The 13,050-nt window shown below is 35.2% G+C and carries 12 protein-coding genes; 3 read left to right on the forward strand and 9 right to left on the reverse strand.

Annotation, left to right across the window (positions count from 1 at the left end; all coding sequences use genetic code 11):
- Position 1: 1 nt before the first annotated feature.
- The 7 genes from CH354_RS07480 to CH354_RS07510 form a co-directional block, all read right to left on the reverse strand.
- Positions 2–505, reverse strand: a complete 504-nt coding sequence (locus tag CH354_RS07480; RefSeq protein ID WP_100728044.1) for a hypothetical protein — start codon at positions 503–505, stop codon at positions 2–4.
- Positions 505–3,021 (reverse strand): TonB-dependent receptor plug domain-containing protein, encoded by a 2,517-nt coding sequence (locus tag CH354_RS07485; RefSeq protein ID WP_100728045.1) that lies wholly within the window; start codon positions 3,019–3,021, stop codon positions 505–507. Before CH354_RS07485 ends, CH354_RS07480 begins: the two co-directional genes overlap by 1 nt.
- The gene (locus tag CH354_RS07490) at positions 2,993–3,295 is read right to left on the reverse strand and encodes a hypothetical protein (RefSeq protein WP_243396007.1); all 303 of its coding nucleotides are present in this window, start codon (positions 3,293–3,295) and stop codon (positions 2,993–2,995) included. Before CH354_RS07490 ends, CH354_RS07485 begins: the two co-directional genes overlap by 29 nt.
- Positions 3,296–3,330: 35 nt before the next feature.
- The gene (locus tag CH354_RS07495; RefSeq protein ID WP_100728047.1) at positions 3,331–3,726 is read right to left on the reverse strand and encodes a hypothetical protein; all 396 of its coding nucleotides are present in this window, start codon (positions 3,724–3,726) and stop codon (positions 3,331–3,333) included.
- Positions 3,727–3,741: 15 nt separating this feature from the next.
- On the reverse strand, positions 3,742–4,116 hold the full coding sequence (locus tag CH354_RS07500; RefSeq protein WP_243395996.1) for an LIC20211 family lipoprotein: 375 nt from the start codon (positions 4,114–4,116) through the stop codon (positions 3,742–3,744).
- 123 nt (positions 4,117–4,239) lie between these two features.
- Positions 4,240–4,977 carry a LytR/AlgR family response regulator transcription factor gene (locus CH354_RS07505; protein ID WP_100728049.1) on the reverse strand — a complete coding sequence of 246 codons (738 nt, stop codon included), beginning with the start codon at positions 4,975–4,977 and terminating at the stop codon, positions 4,240–4,242.
- An 8-nt stretch (positions 4,978–4,985) separates the two neighbouring features.
- Positions 4,986–6,911, reverse strand: a complete 1,926-nt coding sequence (locus tag CH354_RS07510; RefSeq protein WP_100728050.1) for a PP2C family protein-serine/threonine phosphatase — start codon at positions 6,909–6,911, stop codon at positions 4,986–4,988.
- Between the two features lie 90 nt (positions 6,912–7,001).
- On the opposite strand from CH354_RS07510, the gene CH354_RS07515 reads away from it, so the two are divergent.
- The 3 genes from CH354_RS07515 to ahpF all read left to right on the forward strand — a co-directional run bounded on the left by CH354_RS07515 (position 7,002) and on the right by ahpF (position 10,197).
- Entirely contained in the window at positions 7,002–7,919 is a 918-nt protein-coding gene (locus CH354_RS07515; protein ID WP_100728051.1) for a hydrogen peroxide-inducible genes activator, read from the forward strand.
- A 111-nt stretch (positions 7,920–8,030) separates the two neighbouring features.
- Positions 8,031–8,594 (forward strand): alkyl hydroperoxide reductase subunit C, encoded by a 564-nt coding sequence (gene ahpC, locus CH354_RS07520; RefSeq protein WP_012389934.1) that lies wholly within the window; start codon positions 8,031–8,033, stop codon positions 8,592–8,594.
- A 43-nt stretch (positions 8,595–8,637) separates the two neighbouring features.
- The gene (ahpF, locus tag CH354_RS07525; RefSeq protein WP_100728052.1) at positions 8,638–10,197 is read left to right on the forward strand and encodes an alkyl hydroperoxide reductase subunit F; all 1,560 of its coding nucleotides are present in this window, start codon (positions 8,638–8,640) and stop codon (positions 10,195–10,197) included.
- On the opposite strand, the gene CH354_RS07530 is transcribed toward ahpF, so the two are convergent.
- Positions 10,183–12,558 (reverse strand): PAS domain-containing hybrid sensor histidine kinase/response regulator, encoded by a 2,376-nt coding sequence (locus CH354_RS07530; protein WP_100728053.1) that lies wholly within the window; start codon positions 12,556–12,558, stop codon positions 10,183–10,185. The two genes, ahpF and CH354_RS07530, sit on opposite strands and share 15 nt — an antisense overlap.
- A 51-nt stretch (positions 12,559–12,609) precedes the next feature.
- Positions 12,610–13,041 carry a hypothetical protein gene (locus CH354_RS07535; RefSeq protein WP_100728054.1) on the reverse strand — a complete coding sequence of 144 codons (432 nt, stop codon included), beginning with the start codon at positions 13,039–13,041 and terminating at the stop codon, positions 12,610–12,612.
- Between the last annotated feature and the right edge of the window lie 9 nt (positions 13,042–13,050).

The following is a 13,050-nucleotide window of genomic DNA, read 5'->3' on the forward strand; positions in this document are numbered from 1 at the left end:
TTTAATCTCCGTCTTGAATGTTATTAAATAAAAAATACAAAGGTATTTGATCGTTTGATATTTGATTGTTTGTCGTTGCAAAACAAGAACGCAAACAAGCAGTAGCAGTTGGACTTGTAATACTTGCTTCGATCAGTGCAGTAAAACTCAATTGTCCACAAGTTCCCGCATCTGTTTTAGTTTTCCAATCTGTTGATTGGCAATTAAAGGAACAGGTTTGCGCAATGCTCGACAAATTTTTATACAACGGACTCGTGATTAAACCTTGGCAAGTTTGGGTTTTCACAGTCGCACTGGTTGCAGTAAAACTTCCTCCTATGGAAGTGTAATAAGCTTGGAAACAAAGATCTTTGTTTGTGATCATCGATTCGCATGTTTCTTGTGGAGCATTTGGGGTAGTCAAGTATTGGAGTAATACTGTTTCTTTATATGAATCTTCAAATTTTTTATCTTCTGCACAATTGATAAAAATAAATATCGCAACTAAAATGGATAAACCTTTCATTAGAAATGTACCTCCATACCTACGTTGAAAAATGGAATAACGGTTCCACCTGGCAATTGGAGTGTTCCGAATGTATCATTTTCTCTTGGGTTAGTTGCAGAGAATGGTTTGGAATTATCAAAATCGTATCCATTTTTGTTTTTACGCATGTATACGTTTACAATTTCTAAATACCAGTTTAAATAGCCCCATGAATAATTTTCAAAAATATCAAATCTAACATCTAACCTGTGATAATCGGTTCCCCTTTTGACATATCCATATTCAGATGTATATGGATTATTAGAATACTGTGGGTTCCAATAAGTTAAGCCATTTAACGGGTTAGAAAATCTTCCACCATCATCACCTACGATAGGTCTGGAAGGTAATGAAGTTAAGTAACTCCATCGACCACCAATTTGAAAGCCTTCATTCACCCTCCAGCCATAAATTACGTTTGCAACATGTGTACGGTCCCAAGGTGCTAATTGTTCTACTGAGTTCGGAAAATAAGCAGCTAAGATTTTTCTTTCGATCCCGCCAATTTGAGTTGTATCTCCGTCATAAATCTGATACAAGTTTGAGTTTTGAAACGATTGTGACCATGTATAGGAAATCCAACCAAACCAATCACGAGTTCCAGGTCTTGCATTTTTACGGATGAGTAATTCATATCCATGTGACCAACCAGAAGCTCTGTTGGAATAGTTAAGTGGACGGTTGGCAACAATAGGTTGTGTTAACCATTGTGATTTATCGGGGTTTAATCCAACTGGAGTGGATACATAAGGATCATCAATAATTGTATCAGTGAATTCGTTTTTAAAAAACTCGACTTTTACTTGCCATACTTGGTCAATTTTTTGATCAATCCCTGCACTTAATTTCCTAGCACGTTCGAATCTTAAATCGGGGTTACCTGTTTCTGAGTTAAAATTTGTAGTTAGTGGAAAACGGGAAACATCCCCACCACTTCCATAAATGGTCATACCCTTTCCTACTTCGGGGAAAGTATAGGAAGCAGTAGCCCTTGGGGTTAAGGCACCATTCCCAGTTACTTGCACATAGTCATACCTAGCACCAGGTTCGAATAAGAAGTTACCAAATTTAAAATGTAATGTAGTATAAGCGTTGTAATACGGGGAAATTCCTTTGATACTGATTGGTCTTCCCACAAAATCAGGATTCGCTGAATTATATGGGTTAGGTGATGGATTTGTTGGGTCCCTAAGTGCTACTTCGGTTCCATAATCTCTGAAGGAAAATCTACGCACTTCAGTTCCAAAATCAACTTTTAGGAATTTTGTTGCAGTCCAATATGCGTCTTGCCTAACACCAACATAACTTCCTCTTTGGTACTGTTTCCCTTGGATGGAACCAACTCCAACATTGTATTCACCGATTGGATCGAAGTTAATGAGTGTAATTCTATTTTGGAATTTATCGCCAGGAATCCACGTATAACGGAGAGCTGTCGTTCTAAAACTTTGCCCAAAACTCGCTTTGGCTCCACCAAGTAGTGCAAGTTGTGATGAGGTAGGGTCGTTCGCAGGTTTGTTTGGAACATTGATAGCAAAGTTATCCTGTGCTGTTAAATTATAAAATGAAATTTGGTGTTCTGGTGTAAAGTTATGAACATATTTGATTTGTGAATCATTGTATCTAGGTAATCTGATTCCTTCAGGTAATAGTCCACTGGCACCTAAAGTTTTATCTAAATAACCTAATTTTCCTGCGATTGCCAAATATCCCTTTCCACCTGATGTTGGTGTAGCGGCATATGCAGTTGTGTTCCAAAGAGATACTTGGAATGCACCTTTTGTTTTTTGCACTGAGTCAACGGTTTCTATTTCGATGATACCACCAGTCGCATTATTAAAGTTTGCTGGGTATGCACCAGAATATAAGTCAATTGATTTGATTAAATCATTGTGAATGACAGATGTTAGTCCATCTAAGTGAAAAGGGTATAAGATTGGTAAATCATCATAAAGATACGTATTGGCAGCAGGATTCGCACCCCGTACAATGATTCCATTTGCACCACCTCCAAATCCAATATTGGGAATGACACCTGGCAAAGTCTCTAAGGCTCTTAACGCTTCACCAAAAGTACCTGGCATACGTTTGATTTCATCGTATCTGACTTTTGTCCTGGAAGCTACGGTTTTTTCTCTTTCACCTTCTACAACAATCCCTGCCTTGGGTGCTGTAGATTTTTTTTCTGTATAAATGGTCCTTGATTCATCTTCATTGCCAACTGAAATTCGAATTTCTTGAATCCCAGTATCACGTAGCAGACGCAAGGTGTATTCTCCAGAAGATGGGAATTCTAAAGTGACATTTCCTTCTGCATCTGTTTGCGCAAATTTTTTAGTTTCAAAAATTAATACAGAAAGGTTTTTTTCAGCTATTTCCTTTTTAGGATTAATCAGTTTTGCCTTTATACTGACAGCATATGCAGGGAATCCCAACAAAAGAAAAAGAATCCCAATCAGAATCGATTTATTTAATTTGAATTTTGCTGATTTCATTGAAGTTTAAATACCATGGGATATCACCCGTTTCTTCTTCGAGATAAATAAGGGTACAAACAAGAGGGTATCCTAAAAAAGGACATTCTGTTCGTGTAATGGCGATCGTACAAAGATCTAAATTTCTTTGGATAGGTTTATTAACGATTACAAGTGGAGGATTGGGAAGTGGGTTACCACATTTCTCGGATGCAAACTTAGCAGCTGCATATACTTGGCTTTGAGCATCGTTTGTTTCCACACGATCAACTCCTGATCCACAATTGAAAATCATGAAGAAGGTAAATGAGAGAATTCCAATCTGAATTTTCATTTACTTTCCTTTTGAGTTGTTGGATTCACTTCTTCAAGTTGACCAACTACATCTGCCGTTACGATAACAACAGTCACCAGGCCTAAAGGGAAATAAGCTTTGTCTTCCCTTTGGATTTTGATATTGATGAGAGTTTTGCCTGTGGGATATTTTTCCAAAATCTGGCTCATCGCCAGTTCTACATTAGGTGCTTTTGTGACCGGAAACATTCCTAATAAAAAAAATGCTGAATCTTGGCCAGTTCCCTTTCCCAAAATTTTATAATCGGTTGACCTAACTACGGTTGCAGAATCATATAAATGGATTTCCTTAGGAACATGCGAGCCAATGCAACCTAATAAATGAAATCCCATCAGGAGGAAACTAACTGGTATTATTTTTTTGAAAATCATATCCAATGACTCAACTTATTTTTTTGACTTCGTAGGTGTTTGTGAGTTGGTAAATTTTACTAAATCACCTTTGATATTAAATCGATAACGGGTGATTGGTCCAAAAATCGATTTATCATTCCAATACCGAATGTTTACAAGAGCATCACCTGCTTCTTCTTCCATGACCTTTTCGTATAAGTCAGCAACAGGAGGTTGGGTAATGGGGACACCAAAAAATATGATGTCAAATGTATACCAATTAAAGGTTTTATCTACAGTTTTGATTGTTTCGTAGGGAGTATTTGGAATCGGTTTGTTACTTGTGGCGATTCCCACTGATGACGAGGCACAATTTAAAACAATAGACAAAAATACAAAAGAGAGAATCAATAAAATAATTTTTTTCACAAGATAACTCCGTCCATGTTCATTTCGCATTTAGGCTGTTAGAGTCAATGGAATATTTCGTAGTTTCTTTATTCCCTACTTGATTGGGAATGAACGCTACTCATTCGGGAGTGAATTGAAAAATTAGAGTTTTAGTGCTTCTTTGAGTGACTGTGCATACGAACGTCCAACTGGCAAAGTTGTCTCATCCTCATTTTTGAGTTGGATTGTATAGGAACCACCTTTGTCATAACGTAAACTTGCCACATAACTTAAGTTTACTAAAAAACCTTTATGGATTCTGATAAATTGAGAATTTGGCAATTTTTCTTCGATTTCTTTCAGCAATTTTGGGGTTTCGTAGTCTTTTTGTGTTGTGTGGATCACGCAACTTTTGTTATTCGCTGAAATAAATTGAATGTCCGGAAATGGTAACAAAAATACTGCTGAATCTGACTGGATTTTTAAATGGATTTGGTTTTTATTTTCATCTGGAATCATTTGTTTTGATTCCTGCAAAAAACGAAGTGCTTTTTCTACCGACTTTCTAAATCTTTCGAATGAAAACGGCTTTAATAAATAATCTGTGGCGTCTAAATCAAATGCTTCGACCGCATGTTCACTATAAGCAGTAGTGATTACAAAAAAAGTACCTTGGGGGCGATAGGATCTAAGGATATCCATACCGTTGATCACCGGAAGATTGATATCCATAAATACAATATCAAATTTTTTCTCAGATAAAAGTGAGTTTGCTTTGTCTCCACTTTCGGCAATTCCAGCTAACTTTAATTCGGGACAATTCATCACATAGTCCATCATTAACATCCTAGCTGGATATTCATCTTCAATGATTAATACTGAATAAGGCGCCGATTCCATATAACTCGTTAGATTATATCAACAAAGAAAAAGGTGACATCATCTTTTAATTCTGCATCAGAATATTTGGTGATTTGCACAACTATTTCTTGTGATAAAGATTTGATGTCTTTGTTTTTACCTTTCTCTAATAAATCAAGAATTTTGCCTTCACCAAATAATTTATTTTCAGCCCTAGCTTCTGTTACTCCGTCTGTAAAAAAGAAATACCGATCACCTTTTTGAATTTGGTGTTTCCATTCAGTGAATGTGAAACTTTCTTTCCATCCGATGATGGGGCCCTTAATATTCATAAATTCAAAAGATTTTCGGATTTTGTTATATAAAATTGGATTAGGATGCCCTGCGGTAGAAAAAATAATTGTGTTTTCCTTAGTATCCACTAATGCACAACAGGCGGTTATGAAATAACGACTAACAAGAGAAGTAAGTGCTTGGTTCATATGTTCCAAAATGAGTTTTGGAGAATGAATGGATTTGGTGGATTCACGAAATTGCACTTTTACCATTGATGATACGAAAGCTGCTGGAACACCATGCCCAGCAACATCTGCAATCAGTAAAATTAATCTATTTTCATCCAACTCAACCCAATCATATAAGTCGCCGCCCACTTGCCTCATTGGCAGATAAGTTGTATGGATTCGAATCCCTTCGGTTTTTGGGTGATTTTTGGGTAACAAATAACTTTGGAGTTGTGATGCAAAAAATAAGTCTTGTTCGAGATCTTGGTTTTTTTCTCGGAGTTCTATTGTTCTTTCGCGAACTCTTTGTTCTAAGTCTTTTGTGAGAATCGAAAGTTCCGATTCATTTTTGGCATTTCGATAGGAAATGGCGACACCAGATAGGATCATCAGGATTAAAAATCCATATTGAGTTAAATAAATATTTTTGCCAGATGTAACATCGATGATGATATCAAATGTTGCTCCAATACAAATACAAACAAAACCTACTGATAAAAAGTAAGCTTCTGTTTTTTTAGCTCGTGCTGCCCGAATGACAGCTCTTAATACAAAAAAGACTACTAGTAAAAGTGTAAATTCCCAAATTCTAAGTAACAAAATTCTAGTAGGCAATTCAATATCCCAAGTTTGGATAAAAGCAATTGAGATAAGAAAAATGACTAACAATCTTTCTTTTAAATAAAGTTTGTTTTGAAAAAGCGAATAACTGAATAAGAATATTGATACAGGCAATAATGATTGAGAGGTAAAAAATAATTTTAACCAAAAGAAAAAACTTAAATCTGTATATGTATAACTAATATTGAGTAATGGAAGTCTCCACATAACAAAGAATAATGTTGATAATAATAAGTAAAAATTTGTTTTTGCCTGGCGTTTTAATAAAATTGAAAAAATTTGATAGGCACCAATTCCAAAGAACAACATGATAAAACAAAAATCTCTTCCATCTTCCAAGAGAATCAGTTCTTGTAATTTGTCATAATTTCCCATAACAGGGATTCTTCTGAAAATTCCACCTTGGAATGTTTGGTTTCGAAAATGAATTTCGATTTTTAATTGGTTTTGAGAATTTTCTTTGAGAACTACATTGGGTATGTAATAAAGTCGTTTGTAATACCAATTGGGAAAATACGATCCATCTGGTAAAATTTTACCAGTTTGACCCAGTGTGATTCCATTCACAACGAGTGTGTCTATCTCTTGAACACGGTCTAAGTAAATACCTAGAGGTTTTTTGTTTGGTTTAAATGTAAAAGTGGTTTCATAATAACCATGGACGGGAGGAAGAAATCCTTGTGAGGATAGACCTTTTCCTACTGTAATGGGACGTGTGATTTCATTCGTGGTAAATGTCCAATTTTCAGAGAGAGATACAATTGTATCAGCACTGATAGAGACTGGTTCTGCCACGAGGGAAAAGATCGTAGAGAAAAAAATTGGAAAAAAAAATGAGAGAATTCTCATCGCTATCCGCTAAAGATAGTGTAGTTTGAAGGGAAAGCAAGTTCAATTTTAGCTTAAGCCATGAAAGGATCGATTTTTTAAGGAAATTTTATGACAATTACTCAACTTCGATACATAGTTGCTTTAGATCAGTTTAAAAGTTTTGCAAAAGCCGCCGAACATTGTTTAGTTGCTCAGCCTACTTTAAGTTTACAGATTCAAAAAGTAGAACAAGAACTTGGTTTTGATTTATTTGATCGAAAAAAAAATCCTATCATCACAACAAAATTAGGGAAAGAGGTGGTCGAACAAGCAAAATCAACTTTGAAGGAAGCTGATAAATTATATGAAATTGCCGGGCAATGGAAAGACGAACCTGCTGGGAATATATCACTCGGAATCATACCAACAGTAAGTAATTATTTAATCCCTTCAATCTATAAAAAGTTACAGTCAGAATTTCCCAAAGTTAATTTTAGAATTTCTGAATTACCAACACTTACCATCATTGAAAAATTGGAATCAGATGAGATTGATTTAGGAATCCTCGCAACTCCACTAAAAATTTCCAATATCGTTGAACACCAACTCTATTATGAGCCCTTTGTTGTTTATTATCCAAAAGATGCGAAAGAGAAATCAACTTCAGTTTCAATGAAACATATTGAAAAATATCCATTATTAGTTTTAGGAGAGGAACATTGTTTTCGCCATCAGTCTTTGAAGATATGTAATCGGAATGCATTGGCAAAAATTGAAAGTGGAAGTGTTGAAACCTTAAAGCGGATGGTGGACATGGGGATTGGAGTTACCTTATTACCAAAATTGGCAGTTGATAAAGTTTCGGAACGTATTGTTCCTTTCCAGTCACCAGAACCAGCAAGAGAAATCAGTTTGGTATACAAAAAAGGATTTTATAAAACAAAAATTTTAAATAAACTTACGAATTTAATACTGAATGTGATCCCAAAAGAGTATCATAAAAAAGAAAAATTTAAAGTCATTGGGGTGTCCATAGGGCAAGATTAGATCCTGTTTAACTCTATCATAGTTTTTATAAATTATATCATTTATAACATTTATTTTACAAATGAGTCAAAATGGACTATATTCTTCTTAACAAGAAAAGGAGGATATTCAATGTCCAATATCAACACACAAATTCCAGACTTCACAACAGAGGCTTTCCATAACGGTGCCTTCAAAAAAATCAGCAAAAAAGACGTACTCGGAAAATGGTCTGTTTTTGTTTTTTATCCTGCTGACTTTACCTTTGTCTGCCCAACTGAACTTGGTGATGTAGCAGATCATTACGAAGAACTTCAAAAGATGGGTGTAGAAGTGTATTCTGTTTCTACGGATACTCACTTTGTTCACAAAGCATGGCATGAAGCAAGTGACACAATCAAAAAAATCAAATTCCCAATGTTAGGTGATGCATCAGGAAAAATCACAAGGGGATTCGGGGTTATGATTGAAGATGATGGTCAAGCACTTAGAGGAACATTTGTAGTGAACCCAGAGGGAGTCATCAAAACTGCTGAAATCCATGATCTTGGAATCGGAAGATCAGCTGAAGAGTTGGTTCGTAAAGTACAAGCTGCTCAGTATGTTGCAAACAATGACGGAGAAGTTTGTCCTGCAAAATGGAAACCAGGTAATACAACATTGAAGCCAGGTCTTGACTTGGTAGGAAAAATCTAAACAAAATTAGGCGGGTTTTGCCCGCCTAAACTAGGAGGAAGTTATGTTAGATGAATCAACAAAACAACAAGTAAAACAATATTTTGAAAGAATTAAAAATCCGATAACAATTCAATTGTATTCTGGTGAACATGAAAAAAGAGAAGAACTTGTTAGTTTTCTAAATGATATTTTGTCGTTGAGTCCACTCATAAAACTTGAAAACTCAAATGATTTGTCTGATGGACTCCGGTTTTCTATTTTGTCGAACGGAAACCCAACTGGAATTCATTTTTCTGGAATCCCAATGGGTCACGAATTCACATCTTTTATATTGGCAATCCTACAATCTGGAGGGAATCCAATCAAATTAGAAGAAGGAATTTTATCCGCAGTATCAAAGTTAAATGGTGAATTTCGATTTGAAACTTTCATTTCACTTGATTGCCATAATTGTCCAGAGGTTGTGCAAACCCTAAATAGTTTTGCATTGGTGAACTCAAATATTTCTCACAATATGATTGATGGTGCGATGTATCCAGATTTGGTAAAAGAAAGGAATATCCAGGGAGTTCCTGCTGTTTACTTAAATGGCGAACGATTCCTAAGTGGAAAAGCAGAAGCATCTGTCATCTTTGATAAACTTTTGGAACTTTATTCCATTCCTTCTGCAAGTGATTCGAAAGAAGAAATGGAAAATCCAAAACAAGTTTATGATGTGACTGTGATTGGAGGTGGACCATCGGGAGTAACTGCTGCAGTTTACGCTGCAAGAAAAGGATTGAATACCCTTGTGATTGCAGATCGATTGGGTGGTCAAGTAAAGGATACCTTGGGAATCGAAAATATTATATCTGTTCCTTACACAACAGGTCCAGAACTAACTCATGTGTTGGCAAATCAACTTGATAAAAATCAAATTAGAAAAAAAGAGAATGTCCGCGTTCAAAAAATTGAACCAGGGCAAATCAAAATCATTCATTTAAATACTGGTGAAAAAATCCATACCAAAACGGTTATCCTCTCAACAGGTGCTAAGTGGAGAGAACTAAATGTGCCTGGAGAAAAGGAATTTGTTGGTAAAGGAGTTGCATATTGTCCACATTGTGACGGTCCGTTTTTTAAAGATAAGGATGTGGCTGTTGTGGGTGGTGGTAACTCTGGAGTAGAAGCAGCCCTAGATTTAAGTGGAATAGTGAAATCTGTAACCTTGGTTGAGTTTGGTGATAAATTAAACGCAGACAAAGTATTATTAGATAAAGTAGCTAGTTCACCTAATATAAAAACTTTAATAAAAGCACAGACAACAGAAATCCAAACTGGTGAAGATAAAGTAACAGGATTAACCTACAAAGATCGATCGACAGAAGAGATATCTACAATTCCTTTGGATGGTGTTTTTGTCCAAATTGGACTCGTACCAAACAGTAGTTTTGTGAAAGATTTGGTCGCAACCAATCGATTTGGGGAAATTTTGGTCGATGAAAAATGTAAAACCAATGTGGATGGAATATTTGCTTGTGGGGATGTTACCAATACTCCTTACAAACAAATTATCATTGCGATGGGAGAGGGCGCAAAGGCAGCAATTAGTGCTTTTGAGTATCTTTTACACGTGGCCTGAAGTTAACCATTTTTCAACAGTTTCATAAAGGTAGGCGGCGGAAATTGGTTTAGTCAAAAAATCATCCATTCCAGATTCCATCGCCGAATCTTTTACAGAATAAAATGCCCCAGCTGTTAATGCAACAATTGGGGTTTTTTTACTTAGATCCTTTTCTAATTTTCTAATTTCGATCGTAGCAGTATACCCATCCATAATTGGCATTTGTAAGTCCATTATGATTAGATCAGGTTTACGGAATTGAAACTTTTCTAATGCATCAACACCATCAACCGCATAACGCAAACTCATGTTAGGGTATTTTTTTTGTAATAATTTAGACAAAAGTTTTCGATTCAATTCATTGTCTTCAACAATTAGGATATCATTCTGAAATTCTGGTTTTTGGGATTTGGTTATTTCGTCGTTTGTTGTAGGTTTTTCTTGGAATATAGTTTTAGCAGTCTCTCCGATGGATTTTGACTCTAATTTTAATATGAAACTAAACTTACTACCTACATTCAATTCACTTTTAATATTTAGTTTAGAATTCATTTTTAACAATAGTTCATTTGTAATTGATAATCCAAGTCCAGTTCCGCCATACTTGCGTGTAATGGATGTATCTGCTTGCGAAAATGTATCAAAGAGTCTTGATCTAGAATTCATGTCGATTCCAATTCCAGTATCAGAAACTTCGAACTCAATGGTTACAATATCCCCAAATTTCTCTTTTTGAATGATTGATACATTCACTGAACCTTCATGGGTAAACTTGATAGCATTTCCAATTAGATTTGATAGGATTTGACGTATGCGTAAAGGGTCTAAGGAAATAAATGTTGGTAAATGTTCGTCGATATTCAACTGTAATGCAATTCTTTTGCTAGCCGCCGACACTTGAAATAAATCTACCGTTGATTGTGCTAAGTCTTTTAGGTTTGTACTGATTGATTCAAATTCAATTTTGCCTGCATCAATTTTGGAAAAATCTAAAATTTGATTTACTAACTCTAATAAACTTTTTCCTGATAAAAATATATTTTTTAGATATTCTTTTTGTTCTTCTTGTAATGGAGAATTGAGTAAAAGCTCAGTAAAACCAATGATTCCATTTAATGGAGTTCTAATTTCATGGCTCATGTTTGCCAAAAAATTACCTTTCGCTAAATTTGCTGCCTCAGCTAATTCTTTTGCATGACGCAATGTATACTCTATTTTTTTTGTTTCTGTAAGGTCGGTGTTGGAACCTAACATTCGAATCTTGTTTCCAGATGCATCTCTTTGGATATAACATCGAGATAAAACATGAACGTAATTCCCTTTGCGTTTTTTCATTTGGAAGGTAAATTCAAATGTTTCTCTTTGTGAGGCTAATATATTCTCTAAAAATTCACTAACCCATCCTACATCGTCAGGATGGATTAAACTTTGCCAATAACCAATTGGAACATTATCGGGTTTATCATTATTGCCAAATTCTAACCACCATCTTCTAGAATAAATAACTGTATTATTGACCAGATCCCAATCAAACCATCCATCGGAGCTAGCCTCCAAGATTAGTGAATATCTTTCATTGTACTCTTTTAGTGCGTTTTCAGCTAATTTTTGTTCGGTGATATCTTTACTTGCGCCTACTATATATTTAAATTTGCCATCAACTTCAACTGGTGTGAGCTCAGTGATCCAAATTTTAGTTCCCGCAGGCATCGCAAAACTTTCTTCATAAGAGATTGTTTTTTTTGCTTGGATTGCTCTTTTAAAATTATTGATGACTACGTTTCCAAGATCTTCTCCTAAAAGTTCACTAGGAGTTTTTCCTTGGATCATAGTCTGAGTGATCCCGGTTGACTTTTCATATGCTAAATTGATTCGGCGAATGATAAATTGATCAGAATCCATCACTTCAATTAAAAACATGGAATCTTGAGAACCATTAAAAATAATATTATTTTCGAATAATAGGTGTTTGGCGTCAACAGACTCATCTTCAAATAATTTTTGTAAGGGAAGTAAGTCAGAAATATCAGAGACAATTCCATCAATACGATAGGTATCATTTATTGGATTGTGGATTAATCTACCTCGGCATTCAATATACTTAATTCGATTGTCCATAGTTAAAATTCTAATTCGAAGGCGAAATTTCTTATCTTTACGAATCGATTTTAGTGCGTGTTTGATTAAATTTCGATCCTCCTTATAAATAAAATTTTGCCACGATTGTTTGTTTTTTAAAAAAAACTCACTATCATAACCCGTGAGTGTCTTTACAGAAGGACTTGTATAAAGAATTTCTAATTTTGGATATCCTATCGAAAACACAATATCCTCAAAATCTGACAGAATTTGGATTTCGAGGGATGGGTGAGTTGCCATACTTTCCATAGGACGAAAAAAAATTCGGGAAAGATAGTGTTTTTACGATCTCTACTCTTGTTTTTGGATGAGAAAAGGTAAAGCAAGTGACGGGGCAAATTTTGGATAACTCATACCTAACAAATTCCCATCACTGAGTACTCGAAATTCATCCACAATGTAAGGCCAGGGGAATGGAGCCTCATTCGTATAACGCAAAAATAAAGAAGTTTGGCCATCAATTGGTGATTTTTCCAAAGATACTACCATTGTATATTTTTCTTGGAATGTTTTGTCGCCAGATTTTAAAAACAAGTTTGTTGCTGTTTCATTCCCTCGAAACGACTTTCCCCACCAATTTCGAAAATGCAAATATTGTAGTCCAGTTTTGGAAGTCCATTGAAACCATTTTGGACCTAACCATTGGATTTGAAAGTTTCCAGTTGGTATTACAGTTGGAGCATTTAAAGTTAAATATTGTTTTTTATAAGCAAACAGTGACATCACCAGTAA

It is taken from the genome of Leptospira levettii (genome assembly GCF_002812085.1).
In the GTDB taxonomy this organism is placed as follows: Bacteria; Spirochaetota; Leptospiria; order Leptospirales; family Leptospiraceae; genus Leptospira_A; species Leptospira_A levettii.

Bases quoted from the DNA above. Each gene is read 5' to 3' on its own strand.
- CH354_RS07480 (WP_100728044.1), bottom strand. From the start codon at position 505: ATGAAAGGTTTATCCATTTTAGTTGCGATATTTATTTTTATCAATTGT.
- CH354_RS07485 (WP_100728045.1), bottom strand. From the start codon at position 3,021: ATGAAATCAGCAAAATTCAAATTAAATAAATCGATTCTGATTGGGATT.
- CH354_RS07490 (WP_243396007.1), bottom strand. From the start codon at position 3,295: ATGATTTTCAATTGTGGATCAGGAGTTGATCGTGTGGAAACAAACGAT.
- CH354_RS07495 (WP_100728047.1), bottom strand. From the start codon at position 3,726: ATGATTTTCAAAAAAATAATACCAGTTAGTTTCCTCCTGATGGGATTT.
- CH354_RS07505 (WP_100728049.1), bottom strand. From the start codon at position 4,977: ATGGAATCGGCGCCTTATTCAGTATTAATCATTGAAGATGAATATCCA.
- CH354_RS07510 (WP_100728050.1), bottom strand. From the start codon at position 6,911: ATGAGAATTCTCTCATTTTTTTTTCCAATTTTTTTCTCTACGATCTTT.
- CH354_RS07515 (WP_100728051.1), top strand. From the start codon at position 7,002: ATGACAATTACTCAACTTCGATACATAGTTGCTTTAGATCAGTTTAAA.
- ahpC (WP_012389934.1), top strand. From the start codon at position 8,031: ATGTCCAATATCAACACACAAATTCCAGACTTCACAACAGAGGCTTTC.
- ahpF (WP_100728052.1), top strand. From the start codon at position 8,638: ATGTTAGATGAATCAACAAAACAACAAGTAAAACAATATTTTGAAAGA.
- CH354_RS07530 (WP_100728053.1), bottom strand. From the start codon at position 12,558: ATGGCAACTCACCCATCCCTCGAAATCCAAATTCTGTCAGATTTTGAG.
- CH354_RS07535 (WP_100728054.1), bottom strand. From the start codon at position 13,041: ATGTCACTGTTTGCTTATAAAAAACAATATTTAACTTTAAATGCTCCA.